This is a genomic window from Mycobacterium sp. 852002-50816_SCH5313054-b, from assembly GCF_001667185.1.
GTDB lineage: Bacteria > Actinomycetota > Actinomycetes > Mycobacteriales > Mycobacteriaceae > Mycobacterium.
Map to the genome: position 1 here is coordinate 1 of NZ_LZIC01000107.1, position 17254 is coordinate 17254.

Sequence of the window (17254 nt, forward strand, 5' to 3'; positions counted from 1 at the left end):
GGTGCCACCGGTGCCCCCGTCACCGCCATGGCCCCACAGGCCCGCCGCGCCGCCTGCCCCGCCGGCCTGCCCGGCCCCGCCGGATCCGCCGTTGCCGCCGTTGCCGATCAGCCACCCGCCGTTGCCGCCGGCCTGCCCGGTCCCCGCGGCCCCATTGGCGCCATTGCCGATCAGCGGGCGCCCCGTCAGCAGCTTGACCGGCCCGGGCGGCAACCCCAGGCTCTGGAGTTCACCGACCAGGGCCGTCAGCGGGTCCGCATTGGCCGCCTCCGCGCCCGCGTACTGCCCCGCTCCCGACGTCAGGGACTGCACGAATTGGTCGTGATAAGCCGTGGCCTGTGCGCTAAGCGCCTGAAACTCCCGGGCGTAGCTGCCGAACACTGTCGAGACCGCGGCCGAAACCTCATCCTGCGCCGCGGCCAATACCGAAGTGGTCGAGCCCGCAGCCGCCGCATTGGCCGACCTGATCGCCGATCCGATTCCGGTTAAATCCGATGACGCTGTGGTGACAACCTCGGGAGATATCAGGACGAATGACGACATCTGCGGCTCCTTTGGGAGGGAAACGGCGCGAGCGACACACAAGTAGGCGAAAATCTACGCTTTCAGTTCTGATTCGGAAACGGTTTCGTATCTCGAGTCGCGTCTTTGTCGGGCCGAAGGTTAACGGCGACGACTTGCGAGATTCTTGCGGCTGTGGGGCATTAGTCGGGCAAATGGGGCATTTCCAAGCCCGGGTCGCGACCGACCAGTACCGCGGGCGTGAGCGCGGACTTGCCGAAGCGGCGACGCACCTGATCGATCGCGGCATCGACCGACGCGGACTCCCCGCCGAAGGGAAGCATCAGCTGCTGCGCGCCGCTGCGATCGATTCCTGACACCGCGAAGCCGACCAACGTCAGCCCGCGCTCCGCTATCAGGGGTGCCACGGAGGCGACCAGCTGCCGTGCGGCGGCCAGGATCGGCTGTGTCGACGAGGTGGCCCACGGCAGCGTGTGTGACCGCGTGGCCCGGCTGAAGTCGTCGAACCGCAGCCGCAGCACCACCGTGCGACCGGTGCGCCCAGCGGCGCGCATCCGCGCGGTGATCCGGTCGATCAGGTTCACCACCACCGCGTCGACCTCCGCGGCCGACATGCGGTTGCCCGCGCGGCCCAGCGCGCGCTGCGCACCCACGGACCGGCGGCGCACGCCGGTGGTCACCCGTCGGCGGTCGATGTTGCGGGACAGCGCATACAACTGGCGGCCCATGGCCCCGCCCAGCATCGAGGACAACGTCGACTCGCTGAGCTCGGCGACATCGGCGACGGTCGCGATGCCGTGCGCGTGCAGCCGCTCGGCGGTCTTGGCGCCCACGCCCCACAACCGGCGCACCGGCAGCGGCCGCAGGAACGCCAGCTCCTGATCGGGCGGCACCAGCAGCAGCCCGTCGGGCTTGCCTTCCTGGCTGGCGACCTTGGCGAGAAATTTTGTCCGGGCGATCCCGACGGTGATCGGCAGGCCGACGCGCTCGCGCACGTCGACGCGCAACCGTTCCGCGATCTGGACCGGGGTGCCGGCGACCCGCAGCAGCCCGCCGACATCGAGGAACGCCTCGTCCACCGACAGCGCCTCCACGATCGGCGTGCAGTCGCGGAACACCTCGAACACGGCGTCGCTGGCGCGGGAGTATGCCGTCATCCGCGGTGGCACAACCACGGCGTGCGGGCACAGGCGCCGGGCCGCCGCCCCGCCCATCGCGGTGCGCACGCCGTAGGCCTTCGCCTCGTAACTGGCCGCCAGCACGACTCCGCCGCCGACGAGCACCGGACGGCCGCGCAGCGTCGGGTCGTCGCGCTGTTCGACGGACGCATAGAACGAGTCCAGGTCCGCGTGCAGGATCGACGCGTCACACCGCACGAACGTATGTTCGCATGCGGCGACGACAGTATCCGATGGTGGCGACCCGCTTCGCCCGGCTACGCCGCGCTTGCGATCGCCACTTAGCCCGATTCGCCGTAGATGCTGGTGACCCAGATGTGGGTGAGGGTATCGACGACCCGGTCCTCGTCGACCGCAGGCGTCTCGGCCGCGAGGGCGGCCATCATCGTGCGCTCGTTCATCTGGTTCAGCGACGTCGCCAGGTCGGCGGCCGGGATCGTCTCCGGGGCGGCGCCACGCGCGCGTTCGGCGGTGATGAGGGCCGCGGTCTGGTCGATCCACTTCTGCATGAATCCCAGCCACACCGACCGCAGCTCCGAGCTGGTGGCCAGCGCCTCCGTCGCCGCGCGCGCCAGCGTGCGGTGCGAGCTGAACGCGTTGAAGAACGCCTTGATGCCGTTGCGGAACACCCGGCGCGGGTCCTCCGGCAGGCGTTGTACCGCGCCGTCGAACTCGGAGTCGGCGCGCGCGATGACCGGCTCGAGCAGCGACAGCAGTACCGCTTCCTTGGACTTGAAATAGAAGTAGAACGTCGGCCGCGACAGCCCGGCGCCCTTGGCCAGGTCGTCGACCGAGATGCCGGCAAACCCGCGCTCTTCCAGCAGTCGCTCGGCGGTGGCGAGGATCGCCTGCTCGCGGTCGTCACCCGAGGGGCGAGGAGCGCGGCGGCCGCGCAGGGCGCGAGTCGGGCCGACGGTGGTCACGGCACGTAACTTTACACGGAGTCGAAAATTTCGACAGACCGTTGACCCACTCGACACACCGTTGATAGCGTGGGCCCATGACTGAGCACCTCGACGTCGTCATCGTGGGCGCCGGCATCTCCGGCGTGAGCGCGGCCTGGCACCTGCAGGACCGCTGCCCGACCAAGAGCTACGCCATCCTGGAGAAGCGCGCGGCGATGGGGGGCACCTGGGACTTGTTCCGCTACCCGGGTATCCGGTCCGACTCGGACATGTACACCCTGGGCTTCCGATTCCGCCCGTGGACCGAGCGCCAGGCCATCGCCGACGGCGGCCCGATCCTCGAGTACGTCAAGAGCACCGCGGCCATGTACGGCATCGACAAGCACATCCGGCTCAACCAGAAGGTCGTCAGCGCGGACTGGTCCAACGCGGACAACCGCTGGACCCTGCAGATCGAAAACGACGGCGTGCCAACCACACTGACCTGTTCGTTCCTCTTCCTGTGCAGCGGCTACTACAACTACGAGCAGGGCTTTGCGCCGACGTTCGCCGGCTCGGAGGACTTCGCGGGCCCGATCATCCACCCGCAGCACTGGCCCGAGGACCTCGACTACGCCGGCAAGAACGTCGTCGTGATCGGCAGCGGCGCCACCGCGGTCACGCTGATTCCGGCGATGGCGGAGTCGGGTGCCAAGCACGTCACGATGCTGCAGCGTTCACCGACCTACATCGTCTCGCAGCCGAAGCGGGACAAGTTCGCCGAGCGGCTCAACCGCTGGCTTCCCGACAAGCAGGCCTACACCGCCATCCGGTGGCGGAACGTGACGCGGCAGGCGGTGCTGTACGGCGCCTGCCAGAAGTGGCCGCGGCGGATGCGAAAGATCCTGCTCGGCTTCGTGCAGCGCCAGCTTCCCGAGGGCTATGACGTGCAGAAGCACTTCGGTCCGCGCTACAACCCGTGGGACCAGCGGCTATGCCTGGTGCCCAGCGGCGACCTGTTCCGCGTCATCCGCAAGGGTAAGGCCGACGTGGTGACCGACACCATCGATCGGTTCACCCCGACCGGGATAAGGCTAGGCTCGGGCGAGGAGTTGCCGGCCGACATCATCATCACCGCAACGGGTTTGAACCTTCAGCTGTTCGGCGGGGCGACCGTGACCGTCGATGGGCAGCCGGTGGACCTGACCAAGACGATGGCCTACAAGGGCATGATGCTGTCCGGGCTGCCGAACATGATCTACACCGTCGGATACACCAACGCGTCGTGGACGCTGAAGGCCGATCTGGTGTCGGAGTTCGGCTGCCGGCTGCTCAATTACATGGACGACAACGGTTTTGACACCGTGGTCGTGGAGCACCCGGGCTCCGACGTCGAGGAGCGTCCGTTCATGGAGTTCACCCCGGGCTACGTGCTGCGCTCGCTCGACGAGTTACCCAAGCAGGGCTCGCGCACGCCGTGGCGGCTGAACCAGAACTACGTGCGCGACATCCGGCTGATCCGGCGCGGAAAAATCGCCGACGAGGGCCTGCGGTTCGCCAAAAAGCCCGCAGCGGTCGCCGTTTAAGGCGGCTACACGACCACGATGCCGTCGTCGTCGCTGTAGGCGATCTGCCCGGGCACGAAAGTCACCCCGCCCAGGGTGATCTCGACGCCACGCTCCCCGGCGCCCGTCTTGGTACTCTTGCGGGGATTGGTGCCCAGCGCCTTGATGCCGAGGTCGATGCCGCGCAGCGCGGCGGCATCACGCACCGCACCATGGATGATCAGCCCCGCCCAGCCGTTGGACCGGGCCAATTCGGCGATGACGTCGCCGACCAGTGCGGTGTGCAGCGAGCCGGCGCCGTCGATCACCAGGACGCCACCGTCCCCGACTTCCGACAGCACGGACTTCAGCAGCGCGTTGTCTTCGAAGCAACGCACGGTGCTGATCGGCCCGGCGAATTCGGAGCGGCCGCCGAACTGGCGGAACTGGAGGTCGCAGCTGCGGACGTCGGCCCCGATCTCGTCGACGAGGTCGGCGGTCGGCCGGAACGGCGCGGACACGTCAGCGGCGCCGCAGCTGCCGGATCAGCAGGATCGCCAGCAGGCTGAGCGCCACGGCGACGATCAACGGCACCGGCGACTGGCCGGGGCTCGTCGGCGCAACCTGCGGCGAGACGGGGTTGGGCGCGGCTTCGACGGTTGATTTAGCTTGTGCGGCAGCGTCTTTGGCCCCGGCGGCGAGCTGGCCATTCGATTCGATGCGTTGCTGCAGCGGCAGCTCGGCGGGCCTGGGTGCAGCGGGTTCTGCGGCTTTGGCCGGGGCCTTTTTGGCGGGCGCCTTTTTCGCGGGCGCCTTTTTCGCAGCGGCCTTTTTGGCGGGCGCTTTCTTCGCAGGGGCCTTCTTAGCGGGTGCTTTCGCGGCCTTCTTGGCCGGCTCCGCGGGAGGTTTCTTCTCCGGCGGGGCCGGTGGGCCGTCGGACTCGCTGTTGGGTTGGTCCTGCGGGTCTGCCATGCGGCCGCTCCTTTGCAGCTGTCTTCGGAGTGTCGTCTCGCGCGCCGGGTTCCTCGCGTCCCATCATGCCAGGGCGCGCGGGGCGCCCTCGGTGACCGGGGCGCTCATGGCCTACGCCGCAGCGCCCACCAGCCGCCCGCGGCGACCAGGGCCACCGCCAGCACCGCAAACGGCCAGACCGGGGTGCCGCCACCCCCGCCGGACCCGGCGGCGGGCGGCCCCGGGGTTCCGGTGCCCGGGACCGTCAGCCGAAACGACCAGGACCCCGACACGACGTGGCCGTCGGCCGACGTGACGCGGTAGTTCACCGTGTAGGTGCCGGCCGGCCCGAGGGGCCGCAGGCCGATGGCGACGATCGCGCCCTGCACCGTCGGCTCCCCGGTGGACCACACGTTGGCGTCGGGCCCGACGACGGTCATGGCGGCGAACGCCGTCTGCAGCCGTTCGTTGAACGTCGCCGAGACCCGATCGGGACCGCTGGCGAGGGCCGCGTGGTCGGCGGGGTCGGTGGACACCCGCGCGGCGTGCGCGCACGCCGGTTGTGCGGTCATGGTTGCGGTCGACATCATCGCGGCCAGCAGCAGGCCCACCCACCCGGCGCCCGCCCGGCGCCTCACGCGCGTCGGCGTAGCAGCACCAGTGCGAGACCGAGGGCGGCCACCACCAGGGCCGCCCCGCCCAGGACGCGGGCGGAGGTGTCCGGTGCGGTCGACGACGCGGGCGCCGCGGCGGCTGGTTGGTGCTGATGCGGCGCCCCGCCGCCCGCGCCGAGGCTGAGTGTGGGCACGGGATGCTCGGGCTCACCGCCACCCGACAGCGGTGGCTGGTCCCACTTCACGACCGTTCCGTCGGAATAAGCCTGCGTGGCCGGGAAGCTGACGGTGTCGGCGTCGGGCAGCTGCACCGATATCCGGAACAGCCCGAATTGATCCACGCCGATCCCGCCGTTGGGCGCGGCCGTCCACGTCACCGCGCGGACCGTGCCGGACGCCGCGTCGCGATCCAGCTTGGCCGTCCAGCCGGGCATGGCCTCGGTGCTGGCGGCCGCCACGCCGGGCAGGCTGACGCTCAGCGCGGTGGTAGCCGCGCCCGTGTTGGATTCGTTGGGCACCTGGAAGGTGACGATCGCCATGGCGCCGCGCGCGGGGTTGTCGCTGCTGGCGTGGACGTGCGCCCACGCCACCGGGATGCCCACCGCCGAGCCGAGATAGAGCGCCGCGGCCGCGATCAGGACTCGTGCGGCGGTCACGTCAGCCCGAGGCGGGCCATCAGATCCGCCTCGATGCCGTCGAGCTGCGACGAGATCGCGGCGTGCGCCGCCCGGCGCCGCGCGGCCGGCATGTTCTCCGCCGCGGTGACGGCGGCCGCCAGGTCGGTGAGCCGCTCGGTGATCGCTGCGACGAACTGTTTGGTCTCGGCGTCCTTGGGCTTGCGTTCCAGCACGATCCGCAAGGACTTCTCCGACCCGGCAATGCGTGCCGACAACTGGGCGCCCTGCCCGGAGAACTGGCCGATCTGAGCCAACGGAATGCCGAGCTGGTCCGCGCGCCGCTGGTCGATCGCCGCGCGCGCGGCCATCGCGCCCCGATAGACCACCGGCGTCAAAATCGGCGCCAGCAACCGAGATACCGTCAGCACCCGGCGAATCCGTGTCGGCGACAGCAACTTGCCCTCCTTCGCCGCCTTGAGCTCGGCCTCGGCCACCTTCAGGGCCGTACGGTCGCTGTCTCGCTGCGATTTGATCTGCGCATTCAGGGCCTTCTCGGCGGCGCGCCGGTCGGCCTTGAGCCGGCGAGCATCGTTTTTGGCGGCCAGCTTGGCCTCGAGCTTGGCGCGGGCCTTGATCGCGCGGGCTTCGGCGCGACGCGTCGCGCGACTCTTTCGCTTGCGGAACAGGCCCATTCCCGGCCGCCTCCCCGGTATCTCGTGACTGTCGCTTTCGCGCGTGCGCGATCCGAGAGCCAACCCTAATCGGAATACCCCGGCGGCAGCCGGTCAGGTCAGGCTGTGCAGCTACGCGTCGAGGCGTTCGACGCGGCGCAGCTCGTTGACCCGCTCCACCACGTCCTGCTGCGCCTGAGGAGACAACCCGACCGCGGCCAGGGCGATGCGTCGCACGCCGTCATCGCGCATCGAGGCCAGCCACGACAACTCCTTGTCGAGCTTCTCGTAGTACTCGTCGTCGGTGAAGTACGCCGGCCTGATGCGGAAGAAGTTGGCCAGGGCGGCCATGGTCGCCGACGACGGGTTGGTGCGGTTGCCCGAACGTAGCTGGGACAGGTAGGGAGCAGACATCGTGATGCCCTCCGCCTTGAGCGCCGCGATCACCTCCGCCGAGGTGTGCGGCCCGCGTCCCGGTGGATACACCGTGTCGAACAAACGGTTGAGGCGGGCGGCGAACGTCGTGCTCATCGATATGACCTCCACTGGGCTGTAGAAGTGAACTATTGCCTAGGTGTATTTGCTGACAATGGTAGCGGCGGATTGGGTCCGCAACCAGGTGCAAACCTGCAGTACTTCGACACCGGCGTTGCTGACAGCTGCCGAATACCCACTCGACGAGCGTCTAACTAATTCGCTGGGGTGTCCACCAAATCAGCCAACTTCACAGGTTATCCGCAGAATTCGATGTTCCGGCGACGGTGGCGGGCGGGCGGGCCCGCGGCCGGCGAGGCGATTCGGGCGAGGATGCTGGGCAGTCGCACCGCAACCGGCAGGCAACGTGCGGCCGTCGGCGACAACATTTGCTGTCAGGTCGGCGACACGCCCGAGAAACGGGCTCGGGGTGCAACTATCGGCCCCCGGAGATACCCCGTGGGCGACTGCGGGGCGGGGCGGCGCGAAGGCGATCGGTGCCGACGGCACTCTAGCCGATGTCGGTTAACCCCCCGGGGGTCGCGGCTTTCTGCCGGCGCCGGCGCCGAGTTTGCGCGGCCGCCACGGTCGCGGCGGTCAGCGCCACCGTCACGGTCACGGCGATCGCCAGCGAGCGCAACCCCAGCGCGCTGTCGAACAGCATCCACAGCCCGAAGATCAGGAAAAGCAGGCTGGCCGACGTGTGCAGCAGTTTCTGCGGAAGGCGCCGATGCAGCAGTGTGCCCGCCCCGATCGCCAACCCGTCGGCCAGCACCATGCCCAGGGTCGAGCCGATCCACACGCCGGTCCAGTCGTGATCGCTGGCCAGCGTGACCGTCGCCAGCGAGGTCTTGTCGCTCATCTCGGCCAGGACGAACGTGGACACGATGGTCAGCAACGCGAACCGGGGCTCCTGATCGGTCGGCACGGTCTCGTCGCCGTTGCCGCCTTCGCGCCAGGCCCAGACCGCGAAGATCAGGAACGCGATCGCCGACGCGAACGCCATCGGACGCGACGGCAGGGTTGCGCCCAGGAAGTGCCCAATCGACACCGTGACCCCGTGCACGAGGCACGCGGCAACCGCCACCCCGGTCAGCACGACCCACCATCGGTACCGCAGCGCATAGGTCATCGTGACCAGCTGGGACCTGTCACCGAGTTCGGCGAGGAAAACCACCCCGAGGGTGAGCAACGTGGCGGCGAGCATGGGAGGCGACCTTTCGACACGTGGTCGACGACCCAGTCGCCGAACATCGGTCGAAGGTCTCGCCCACCGGACCCCAAGGGGCCGGTCCGCCGGCCGGGCTGTGCGCCAGTATGTCGACTCGACGATTCGGGGCTACTCCCCTTCGCTAACGGTGCCAAGGCTAACGGTCAGGCCGGCCGGGCGCCAGGCAGACGCCCGAGTTCGGGCACCCGTATTTCCCGATTCGAGGCCCGAATCTCGGGGTTCGAATTCCCTTACGCGGCAAGAAGCATTGCCAGTATCGCCGTATCGGGGTGGCTGATCGGGTCGACACCCACACGGCTCACCATCGAGGTGATCGTCCCATCGGACTCCGCCTCGACCCATGCGGCCCGGTGCTCCAATCCCAGATACGGCAACCCCGGCAGCAGGACGCAGCCCGACGCCGCCCCGGTGCACTCCGGCAACGACGGCATGGTTTCCGACGGTGGATGCAGCATCAGCAACGCCGGAGGCTGATGATCGGCGAAATATCCTGGCTGGATCGCCGATTCGCCGAAGACCGTCCCCTCGGCCAGCACCAGGCCGACGGTGCCGGGCTCGGGCTCGTCGGGCAATTCCTCGCGGGCGCCGAACACCGTTGTGGTGGAGAGCAATCCGGGCAATGACGCAACCCTGACCGCGACCATCAGCAGCTGGGCCCACTCTTTCGTCGAATCCGGCCAACGACCGGAGATCACAAACCCTTTCAGCGCACCACGGGCATGGAACGGGGAAACCCCGATGGGACGATCAGGACCAGCTTCCATCTCGACCTCCGTGTGACGCCCGGCTCCGCCTAACCACACTGGTAGCTCGAATGACTAAGCATGCCTGCGGGTTAGATGCCGTGCAACCCGACACGGCCACTGACGCACATGTTCTCAAGATGCCCCGTTTCAAGGCCCCGCAAACGGCTGGGGCGCCACGCGAAATCGCGTGACGCCCCAGCCTGAGAAAGACGGCCTCAGCCGAAAATCAGTCCCTGCGTCTTCGACGTCGCGGCCGCGTAGCGGTCCTGGACGTCAGCCCAGTTGACGACGTTCCAGAACGCCTTGGCGAAATCGACCTTGACGTTCTTGTACTGCAGGTAGAACGCGTGCTCCCACATGTCGAGCAGCAGCAGCGGCACGATTCCCAGCGGGAAATTGGATTGGTGGTCGTACACCTGGAAAATCAGCAACTTCTGCGCGAGCGTGTCCCAGCCGAGCGCCGCCCAGCCCGAGCCCTGCACGGTGGTGGCGGCCGCGTGGAACTGCGCGCGGAACTTGTCGAACGATCCGAAGGCGTCGTCGATGGCCGCGGCAAGCTCGCCGGTCGGCTTGTCGCCGCCGTTGGGAGACAGGTTCTTCCACCAGATGCTGTGGTTGACGTGGCCGGCCAGATTGAACGCCAGGTTCTTCTCGTTCAGCAGGACCGCCGAGTGGTCCTCCTTGGCGCGGGCCTCCTCCAGCTTCTCCAGGGCGTCGTTGGCGCCCTTGACGTAGGTGGCGTGGTGCTTGTCGTGGTGTAGCTCGTTGATCTGGCCGGAGATGTGCGGTTCCAGCGCTCCAAAGTCCCAGTCCAAGTCGGGCAGGGTGTATACAGCCACAGCATTCCTTTCTTCGGTGCATCGTTGGTGATGATCGGACGCTCGTCGCGCGGGGCTGCCACGCGGCGGCCAGCCATAATCAACCCTGCTCCATGCGCGCGCCCGCCGCAAGGACGACCGCCGGGAAACGGATACCCGCCGGGGCGTGCCGTCAGTACAAAACGATGATGGCCAGAACGGCGAGTAACGCCAGCGCGACCAGGGCGGCGCGCAGCGCGGCGACGCTGTAGCTGTGGTTACAGGCGGGCGAGCCGGAATACGAGTTCGACGCGGCCGGCGAACCCGGACCGAACGAATGCGTGGCCATCAAGCGCCTTTCACCTGCAAGTCCACCCCGCGTGAGTGAGGTGAGTCACAACGATTTTTCGTGACGGTGATCATAACCCCTCGCGCCGAGGTTGGAAAACGCGCTGCGTAACGACGCGCCGGACGGCCGCTTCCCGTTGTCGTTCCGCTCCTCGGATGAGGGCGCGATCCGCCGGGCGCCAAGCATCCCGGCGGGCTCATCCGCGGGTGCTTAGCGAGGCAATCCATTTCGCTCGGGCGCCGGGTTGGGTTGTTTATGGCACAGCCGTACCACCCAGCGGTTATCCACAGTTGCGGCCCGGGCAGCTCGAAAAGGCTGTGTTGAAGGGTCCGATACCCGTTTGCCGACTGTGGATAAACCTGTGGAAACTGTGGATAGCCCGAGGCAATTGTTTGCGTTGCCGGACCGGCGGCTTCCGCGGGGATCGAATAGTCGCAAGGTTAGGCTGGTCCGGTGATCCAGGTGTGCTCCCAGTGCGGCACTCGGTGGAACGTGCGCGAGCGGCGACGCGACTGGTGTCCCCGCTGCCGCGGGGCACTGATGGCGCCACTGCCGGACATGCCCGCGGCCGACCCGCGATGGAGCGCGCAGCCCGGTCCGGCGCCGGCCAGGCCGCCCGCGGCCCCCGGCTGGCAGCGCACCCCGCCGCGACTGCCGCCGGGCTTCCGGTGGATAGCGGTGCGCCCCGGCGCCGCGCCCCCCCCGCGCCGGCGCCGACGGCTCCTGGGGCCCACCCCGCGCTACACCGTGATACCGCGCTGGGGTTTGGCGGATCACATCGACCAGGCCCCGGCCGAAGCCGAAAAACCTTCCCGGACAGGGCCTTCCGCAGCGGCGGTGCGCACCACGCTGTTCCTGAGCGTCTTGGTCCTTGGCCTGGCCGCCCTGGTGTATGTCGCGCGGTATGTGCTGCTGGTGATCAACCGGAACACCCTGCTGAATTCGGTCGTGGCCATCGTCGCGGACTGGATCGGCGTGCTGGCCAGCGTGGGGGCGGTCGCGGCGATGCTCGCCTCCGGCGTGATGTTGATCCGGTGGCTCATCGCGCGCCGTGCCGCCGTATTCGCCCATCATGGCCTGCCGGAGTCGCGTTCCGTTCGCGCCCTGTGGGCCGGGTGCGTGCTGCCGCTGGCGAACCTGCTGTGGGCCCCCGTGTACGTCATCGAGCTGGCGACCGTCGAGGAGCACTATGCCCGGCTGCGGCGCCCGATCCTCGAGTGGTGGGTCGCGTGGGTTTTCAGCTACCTGGTCTCGATTTTCGCCATTTTCACCAGCTTCGCCACGGACGCCCAGGGCATCGCCAACAACACCGTGCTGATGGTTGTCGCCTACCTGCTCGCGGCGGTCACCGTAGCCGGCGCCGCGCGGGTCTTCGAGGGGTTCGAGCGCAAACCGGTGCAGCGGCCCGCGCATCGGTGGGTCATGGTCGAACGGGGGGGCACCGACGATCGCGCCGCGGGCCCGGCCGAAACTCCGGTTGAGTTGGAGGGGCAGGAACCGGCAGCATAGGGGTATGACGTGGGCCGAGGAGGTGCTCGCCGGGCACCCTTTTGTCGTTGCCCATCGAGGAGCCTCGGCCGCTCGGCCCGAACACACCCTGGCCGCCTACGATCTCGCCCTCAAACAGGGCGCAGACGGCGTGGAATGCGACGTGCGGCTGACCCGCGACGGCCACCTGGTCTGCGTGCACGACCGCCGTCTGGACCGGACCTCGACCGGCGCCGGTTTGGTCAGCACCATGACGCTCGCCGAGTTGCGCGAGCTGGAATACGGTGCGTGGCACGACAGCTGGCGCGCCGACGGCACGCACGGTGACACCAGCCTGCTGACGCTGGACGCGTTGGTGTCGCTGGTTCTGGACTGGCACCGGCCGGTGAAGCTCTTCATCGAGACAAAGCACCCGGTCCGGTACGGCTCGCTCGTGGAAAGCAAGCTCCTGGCGTCGTTGCACCGCTTCGGGATCGCCGCGCCCGCCTCCGCGGACCGGTCCCGCGCCGTGGTGATGTCGTTCTCGGCGGCCGCGGTTTGGCGGATCCGGCGCGCCGCGCCGTTGCTGCCCACGGTGCTGCTCGGCAAGACGGCGCGCTATCTGGCCAGTAGCGCGGCCACCGCGGTCGGCGCCACCGCCGTCGGACCCTCGCTGGCGACGTTGAAGGACTATCCGCAGCTGGTGGACCGCGCCGTCGCGCAGGGCCGGGCGGTCTACTGCTGGAACGTCGACGAGTACGAGGACATCGACTTCTGCCGGGATGTCGGCGTGGCCTGGCTCGCCACCCACCACCCGGGCCGCACCAAGGCGTGGTTGCAGAACGCGCGCGCCGGAGACGGCAGCGGTTAGTTCTGCCCCTGCAGGGCGGCGGCGGGCACGGGCGCGTCGGCGGCGAGCGCCTCGAACAACTTGCCGGCCACCTCGTGGTTCCACACCACCACGGACCCGACGTCGCCGTTGGTGAACTCGCCGATCGGCACCGTGAGCGCGGTGGTGGATCCGTGCAGCGCCCAGCCGAGTCGGGCCAAATCCCAGACATGGTCGCCGCGGTCCACGGTCATCGCGTCGGCGGCGGCGCGGGGCACCGAGTACCAGCGCAGCGGATTGAGCCACACCGCCGGGCTGTCGGCGCGGTGCAGCAGCGCCGACAGGAACTGGCGCTGGTTGGCCATTCGATCCAGGTCTGCGCGCGGTGTATCGCGCGTCCGCACGTAGCCGAGGGCGTCGCGGCCGGCGAGTTTCTGGCAACCGGACGGCAGGTCGATGCCGGCCAACGGGTCGCTGATCGGCGCGGTCGGGCACACGGTGATCCCTCCCAGCGCGTCCACCAGGCCCGCGAAGCCGCCGAACCCGATCTCGACGTAGTGGCCGAGGCGCAGGCCGGTGGCCTGCTCCACCGTCTGGGTCAGCAACGGCGCGCCGCCCATCGCGAACGCGGCGTTGATCTTGTCCCTGCCCTGGCCGGGAATCGGCACGTAGGAATCGCGGGGGATCGACACCACCGTCGCCGGGGTGCTCGACGCGAACTCGGGCACGTGCACCAGCAAGATCGTGTCGGTGCGGCCGGTGCCGACGTCGCCGCCGGTCGCCAGGTCCTGCTGCTGCTCGGCGGTGAGGTCCCGGCGGCTGTCGGAGCCGACGATCAGCCAGTTCGTACCGCGGCCCGGTGCGGGTCGGTCGGGATAGTCGGCCAGCGCCTGCTCGCGGTGCAGCCTGGTGTCGAACCAGACGGCCCCGCCCACGATGCCGGCGCCGGCGAGCAGCGTGCCGATCAGCACCGTGAGCACCGTCGCTCGTAGCCAGCGGCGCTTGCGGCGCGCCCGCGGGCCGACGGGTCGTGGCGGGGCGGCCGGCGGGGTGGGCCGGCGCAGCGGCGTCGTCGCCGGATCGACGGGGATCACGGGCGGCGGCTCCGGTCTGCGCGGCCGCAGGGGCACGTGCCGTCCCGGTGCTGGATCGCCGTTCACCCGGATAACCTACGTGCCGGATCGGCGCCGGGGTTACCTCCGGGCCCGCAGCCCGTTGATGAACGGGCAGCCCATCAGCAGCCGGATGGCCTGGCTCAGCCCGGTCATGTCGTCGACGGGTTTGTGAAACGGCAGCCGGACGTCGTGGTCACCGTCCTTGCCTTCGACGCGGAACCGCATGCCGTAGCGGTCGAGTCCGAGCGGGCGAACCTGTCCCCGCCGCAGTGGCGCCGGCAGCTTCGACACCAGACGGGCAACCACGTCGTTGTGGACGGTGTCCAGGTGCCACAGCAGGCTGCCTTCGACTTCGCAGAAAGGGTCGGGCCGGGCGGCGAGCAGGTCCGCGACCCCGACGGGCTCGGCGCCGGTGGCATCGGTGACGACCACGGACGCGATCTCCAGCCGGAACAGCGTGTACCGCGGGTCCCCGTCCGCCGGAGCCGATTTCGGCGTCACGACCTGAAGCAATGCCGGGTTCGGGTACTCCGCGGCGATCAGGTCGAGCATGTCGGTCACGTCGTCGGGCGGGACCCGCTGCAGGCGGCCGCGCACCCACACCAGCGAACGGACCGGTTCCCGCAGCGGCAGCGGGGCGTAGTCCGTCAGCTCCAGCAGCGCCTGCGATCCGGTCGCCCGGCCATCCGTCTGGCCGGCGCAGTCGACCGGCAACGCGATGGCGAAGGACCCGTCGGGCAGCAGGTGATGCACCGGTGTGGCGACCGGATCCCCACCCTCGATTGCCAGCAGCGCGCCGCCGGCCCGCGCGCAGGCGCTGCGAATGCGTTCCGGGGTCGTCGGTGCATGGCCGACCGTCGATGCCATCGTGCTCCTTAGTCTGTTAGGTAAGCCTAAGTTAACTTACGACCCATCGCGCCGCAAGGACTGTTTGATGTGGACCGCCGTTAGGGTTGGGGCGTGGTCCGCATCGCTTACCTCGGTCCCGAAGGGACCTTCACGGAGGCGGCGCTGCGGCAAATCACCGCCGCCGGGCTGGTGCCGCAGGACGAGCCCGGCCCCATCAGGCAGATGCCGCTGGAAAGCACGCCCGCGGCGCTCGACGCGGTGCGCGACGGCGACGCCGATTACGCGTGCGTGCCGATCGAGAACTCGATCGACGGCTCGGTGGTACCCACCCTGGACAGCCTGGCCATCGGTTCTCCCCTGCAGGTGTTCGCCGAGACCACGCTGGACGTGGCGTTCAGCATCGTCGCCAAACCGGGCCTGGGCGCCGGCGACGTGCGCACGTTGGCCGCCTTTCCGGTGGCGGTGGCGCAGGTGCGCCAGTGGCTGGCCGCCCAGCTGCCCGGGGTCGAGCTGCGGCCTGCGTACTCCAATGCCGACGCGGCACGGCAGGTGGCCGAGGGCCAGGCCGACGCGGCGGTGACCTCGCCGCTGGCCGCCGCCCATTGGGGGCTGGGCGTCATCGCCGACGGCGTCGTCGACGAGCCCAACGCCCGCACCCGCTTCGTCCTGATCGGCCTGCCCGGCCCGCCGCCGGCCCGCACTGGAGCCGATCGAACGTCGGTGGTGTTGCGCATCGACAACGTGCCGGGCGCGCTGTTGGCCGCGCTGGCCGAATTCGGCATCCGCGGCATCGACCTGACCCGGATCGAGTCCCGGCCGACCCGAACCGAACTCGGAACCTACTTGTTCTTCGCCGATTGTGTCGGCCACATCGACGACGGCGCGGTCGCCGAGGCACTCAAGGCGGTGCACCGTCGTTGTGCCGATGTGAGGTATCTGGGTTCTTGGCCGACGGGATCGGCCGTCGGGGTGCCGCCACCGCCGGCGGACGAGGCGTCGCGCTGGTTGGCGCGACTGCGGGACGGCAAACCCGGACAGACGTTCGGCGCCGGGGGGTAGGGGAAGATGGGCGGTCGTTTGGTGCTGTTGCGGCACGGGCAGTCCTACGGCAACGTCGAGCGCCGGCTGGATACCAGGCCGCCGGGCGCGGAGTTGACGCCGTTGGGCCGTGACCAGGCCCGGGCGTTTGCCCGCGGTTCGGGGCGGCCGGCGCTGCTGGCGCACTCGGTGGCCACGCGCGCGTCGCAGACGGCCGCGGTGATCGGCGGGGAAGTCGAACTGGGTGCCCTGGAAGTGACCGACATTCACGAGGTGCAGGTCGGGCGGCTGGAGAACCGCAGTGACGACGACGCGGTCGCCGAATTCAACGCGATCTACGAGCGCTGGCATCGCGGTGAGCTCGACTTGCCGCTGCCCGGCGGGGAGACCGGCAACGACGTCTTGGACCGCTACCTGCCGGTGCTGACCGAGCTACGGATGCGCTATCTGGACGACGAACAGTGGAACGGCGACATCGTCGTCGTCAGCCATGGCGCGGCGATCCGGCTGGCCTCGGCGGTGCTGGCCGGGGTGGACGGCAATTTCGCGCTCGACAACCATCTCGACAACGCCGAGTCGGTGGTGTTGGCCCCGATCACCGACGGCCGGTGGAGCTGCGTGCGGTGGGGACAGCTGACGCCGCCGTTCTATCCTCAGGCCGACGCGAGCCCGGTCGCGGACGCGGTGCGCTCAGGCACCGATCCGATGGGCTAACGACTCGTCCGCGCATGCGCAGCCGACGGCGTCGCAGTCGATGACGAACGTGTGCGCCACCAGCTCGGGGCTGTCGCAGTCCGGCTCGGTGCATTCCCACCGGCGCAACGAATGGCGAATGATGGTGCCGTGGCAGTGATCTAAACCCGCGCGGCACTCGCGACACTGTGCGCTCATAAGCCGTTCATAGCACCCGGCCCGGACAATGTCGGGTTGCCGCGCCCGTAACTCGGCGGTGCGTCTCAGGCCCAGCCGAGCTCCTCGAGCCGGTCGTCGTCGATGCCGAAGTGATGGGCGATTTCGTGGATGACCGTGATCGCCACCTCCTCGACGACGTCGTCGTCGGACTCGCAGGCATCGAGCAGCGCCTCGCGGTAGATGGTGATGGCGTCCGGCAGCGCCCCGGCGTAGTCGGAGTCGCGTTCGGTGAGCGCCACCCCTTCGTAGAGCCCGAGCAGCTCGGCGTCCTCGGGATGGCGGTCCTCGACGAGCACGACGACGTTGTCCATCGCGGCCGCCAGTCCGGGCGGGATCAGGTCGAGCGCATCGGAGACCAGCTCGTCGAACCGCTGCGGATCCATCCGCACGGGCACCCGGCTAGCCTCCCGGGGCCGGTTCGGCCGGCGCCGGCGGCGGGGGCGCGGGTGCCCTGTCTCTTATACAC

Annotated in this window: 21 protein-coding genes and 1 pseudogene; 5 read left to right on the plus strand and 17 right to left on the minus strand. The window is 69.3% G+C overall.

All coding sequences use genetic code 11. The features are described 5' to 3' along the window. From A5787_RS20255 to A5787_RS20265, 3 genes are all read right to left on the minus strand, one after another. Positions 1–543 (minus strand): PE family protein (locus tag A5787_RS20255; RefSeq protein WP_156764047.1); only part of this gene is annotated, 543 nt, incomplete at its 3' end. A gap of 161 nt (positions 544–704) precedes the next feature. Beyond that, entirely contained in the window at positions 705–1898 is a 1194-nt protein-coding gene (gene dinB / locus A5787_RS20260) for a DNA polymerase IV (RefSeq protein ID WP_066970267.1), read from the minus strand. Positions 1899–1981: 83 nt separating this feature from the next. After that, entirely contained in the window at positions 1982–2623 is a 642-nt protein-coding gene (locus A5787_RS20265) for a TetR/AcrR family transcriptional regulator (protein ID WP_066970269.1), read from the minus strand. A 77-nt stretch (positions 2624–2700) separates the two neighbouring features. Between A5787_RS20265 and A5787_RS20270 the strand changes: the two genes are divergently transcribed. Next, complete coding sequence (locus A5787_RS20270; RefSeq protein ID WP_066970271.1) at positions 2701–4170, plus strand: NAD(P)/FAD-dependent oxidoreductase; 1470 nt, start codon at positions 2701–2703, stop codon at positions 4168–4170. Between the two features lie 5 nt (positions 4171–4175). Here the strand turns inward: A5787_RS20270 and rraA are convergent, their stop codons facing one another. The 10 genes from rraA to A5787_RS27840 all read right to left on the minus strand — a co-directional run bounded on the left by rraA (position 4176) and on the right by A5787_RS27840 (position 10578). Beyond that, positions 4176–4649, minus strand: a complete 474-nt coding sequence (rraA, locus tag A5787_RS20275) for a ribonuclease E activity regulator RraA (protein WP_066970273.1) — start codon at positions 4647–4649, stop codon at positions 4176–4178. Position 4650: 1 nt separating this feature from the next. Next, a complete protein-coding gene (locus A5787_RS28665; RefSeq protein ID WP_066970275.1) occupies positions 4651–5100 on the minus strand; it encodes a nucleoid-structuring protein H-NS in 450 nt (149 codons plus the stop codon). 104 nt (positions 5101–5204) lie between these two features. Beyond that, entirely contained in the window at positions 5205–5669 is a 465-nt protein-coding gene (locus A5787_RS20285) for a copper resistance CopC family protein (RefSeq protein WP_082977345.1), read from the minus strand. A gap of 44 nt (positions 5670–5713) precedes the next feature. Continuing rightward, positions 5714–6349, minus strand: coding sequence for a YcnI family protein (locus A5787_RS20290; protein ID WP_066970281.1), 636 nt, complete (start codon positions 6347–6349; stop codon positions 5714–5716). Continuing rightward, complete coding sequence (locus A5787_RS20295; RefSeq protein WP_066970284.1) at positions 6346–7002, minus strand: DUF6474 family protein; 657 nt, start codon at positions 7000–7002, stop codon at positions 6346–6348. The genes A5787_RS20290 and A5787_RS20295 overlap by 4 nt, the downstream gene beginning before the upstream one ends. A 111-nt stretch (positions 7003–7113) precedes the next feature. Next, entirely contained in the window at positions 7114–7512 is a 399-nt protein-coding gene (locus A5787_RS20300) for a helix-turn-helix transcriptional regulator (protein ID WP_066970310.1), read from the minus strand. A gap of 454 nt (positions 7513–7966) precedes the next feature. Then, positions 7967–8662 carry a TMEM165/GDT1 family protein gene (locus A5787_RS20305; RefSeq protein WP_066970287.1) on the minus strand — a complete coding sequence of 232 codons (696 nt, stop codon included), beginning with the start codon at positions 8660–8662 and terminating at the stop codon, positions 7967–7969. A gap of 254 nt (positions 8663–8916) precedes the next feature. Continuing rightward, entirely contained in the window at positions 8917–9450 is a 534-nt protein-coding gene (locus A5787_RS20310; RefSeq protein WP_066970290.1) for a peptidase, read from the minus strand. Between the two features lie 197 nt (positions 9451–9647). Continuing rightward, on the minus strand, positions 9648–10271 hold the full coding sequence (locus A5787_RS20315; RefSeq protein WP_066970293.1) for a superoxide dismutase: 624 nt from the start codon (positions 10269–10271) through the stop codon (positions 9648–9650). A gap of 151 nt (positions 10272–10422) precedes the next feature. Next, positions 10423–10578: a hypothetical protein gene (locus A5787_RS27840; protein ID WP_197507298.1), complete on the minus strand. Its 156-nt coding sequence runs from the start codon at positions 10576–10578 to the stop codon at positions 10423–10425. A 453-nt stretch (positions 10579–11031) separates the two neighbouring features. On the opposite strand from A5787_RS27840, the gene A5787_RS20320 reads away from it, so the two are divergent. Both A5787_RS20320 and A5787_RS20325 read left to right on the plus strand, forming a co-directional pair. Further along, entirely contained in the window at positions 11032–12087 is a 1056-nt protein-coding gene (locus A5787_RS20320; protein ID WP_082977342.1) for a DUF4328 domain-containing protein, read from the plus strand. Positions 12088–12091: 4 nt separating this feature from the next. Then, entirely contained in the window at positions 12092–12916 is an 825-nt protein-coding gene (locus A5787_RS20325) for a glycerophosphodiester phosphodiesterase (protein WP_066970296.1), read from the plus strand. Here A5787_RS20325 and A5787_RS20330 read toward each other — a convergent pair. Together A5787_RS20330 and A5787_RS20335 are read right to left on the minus strand one after the other, a co-directional pair. Then, on the minus strand, positions 12913–13854 hold the full coding sequence (locus tag A5787_RS20330; protein WP_066970314.1) for an LCP family protein: 942 nt from the start codon (positions 13852–13854) through the stop codon (positions 12913–12915). The genes A5787_RS20325 and A5787_RS20330 overlap by 4 nt on opposite strands. Positions 13855–14067: 213 nt before the next feature. Continuing rightward, positions 14068–14856 carry a DUF2470 domain-containing protein gene (locus A5787_RS20335; protein ID WP_066970299.1) on the minus strand — a complete coding sequence of 263 codons (789 nt, stop codon included), beginning with the start codon at positions 14854–14856 and terminating at the stop codon, positions 14068–14070. Positions 14857–14949: 93 nt separating this feature from the next. On the opposite strand from A5787_RS20335, the gene pheA reads away from it, so the two are divergent. Together pheA and A5787_RS20345 are read left to right on the plus strand one after the other, a co-directional pair. Further along, positions 14950–15897 (plus strand): prephenate dehydratase, encoded by a 948-nt coding sequence (gene pheA, locus A5787_RS20340; RefSeq protein WP_066970301.1) that lies wholly within the window; start codon positions 14950–14952, stop codon positions 15895–15897. A gap of 6 nt (positions 15898–15903) precedes the next feature. Beyond that, positions 15904–16590, plus strand: coding sequence for a histidine phosphatase family protein (locus tag A5787_RS20345; RefSeq protein ID WP_066970304.1), 687 nt, complete (start codon positions 15904–15906; stop codon positions 16588–16590). On the opposite strand, the gene A5787_RS26960 is transcribed toward A5787_RS20345, so the two are convergent. Both A5787_RS26960 and A5787_RS20350 read right to left on the minus strand, forming a co-directional pair. Next, a complete protein-coding gene (locus tag A5787_RS26960; protein ID WP_082977344.1) occupies positions 16567–16767 on the minus strand; it encodes a hypothetical protein in 201 nt (66 codons plus the stop codon). The two genes, A5787_RS20345 and A5787_RS26960, sit on opposite strands and share 24 nt — an antisense overlap. Further along, positions 16764–17183: pseudogene (locus A5787_RS20350) on the minus strand (metallopeptidase family protein). The gene A5787_RS26960 and the pseudogene A5787_RS20350 overlap by 4 nt, the downstream one beginning before the upstream one ends. Positions 17184–17254: the final 71 nt, after the last annotated feature.

What these genes read in the sequence shown, in the direction of transcription:
- A5787_RS28665 (WP_066970275.1), bottom strand. Translation starts at nt 5,100, where the DNA reads ATGGCAGACCCGCAGGACCAACCCAACAGCGAGTCCGACGGCCCACCG.
- A5787_RS26960 (WP_082977344.1), bottom strand. Translation starts at nt 16,767, where the DNA reads ATGAGCGCACAGTGTCGCGAGTGCCGCGCGGGTTTAGATCACTGCCAC.
- A5787_RS27840 (WP_197507298.1), bottom strand. Translation starts at nt 10,578, where the DNA reads ATGGCCACGCATTCGTTCGGTCCGGGTTCGCCGGCCGCGTCGAACTCG.
- A5787_RS20285 (WP_082977345.1), bottom strand. Translation starts at nt 5,669, where the DNA reads ATGATGTCGACCGCAACCATGACCGCACAACCGGCGTGCGCGCACGCC.
- A5787_RS20345 (WP_066970304.1), top strand. Translation starts at nt 15,904, where the DNA reads ATGGGCGGTCGTTTGGTGCTGTTGCGGCACGGGCAGTCCTACGGCAAC.
- A5787_RS20295 (WP_066970284.1), bottom strand. Translation starts at nt 7,002, where the DNA reads ATGGGCCTGTTCCGCAAGCGAAAGAGTCGCGCGACGCGTCGCGCCGAA.
- A5787_RS20325 (WP_066970296.1), top strand. Translation starts at nt 12,092, where the DNA reads ATGACGTGGGCCGAGGAGGTGCTCGCCGGGCACCCTTTTGTCGTTGCC.
- A5787_RS20305 (WP_066970287.1), bottom strand. Translation starts at nt 8,662, where the DNA reads ATGCTCGCCGCCACGTTGCTCACCCTCGGGGTGGTTTTCCTCGCCGAA.
- A5787_RS20310 (WP_066970290.1), bottom strand. Translation starts at nt 9,450, where the DNA reads ATGGAAGCTGGTCCTGATCGTCCCATCGGGGTTTCCCCGTTCCATGCC.
- A5787_RS20335 (WP_066970299.1), bottom strand. Translation starts at nt 14,856, where the DNA reads ATGGCATCGACGGTCGGCCATGCACCGACGACCCCGGAACGCATTCGC.
- A5787_RS20300 (WP_066970310.1), bottom strand. Translation starts at nt 7,512, where the DNA reads ATGAGCACGACGTTCGCCGCCCGCCTCAACCGTTTGTTCGACACGGTG.
- A5787_RS20270 (WP_066970271.1), top strand. Translation starts at nt 2,701, where the DNA reads ATGACTGAGCACCTCGACGTCGTCATCGTGGGCGCCGGCATCTCCGGC.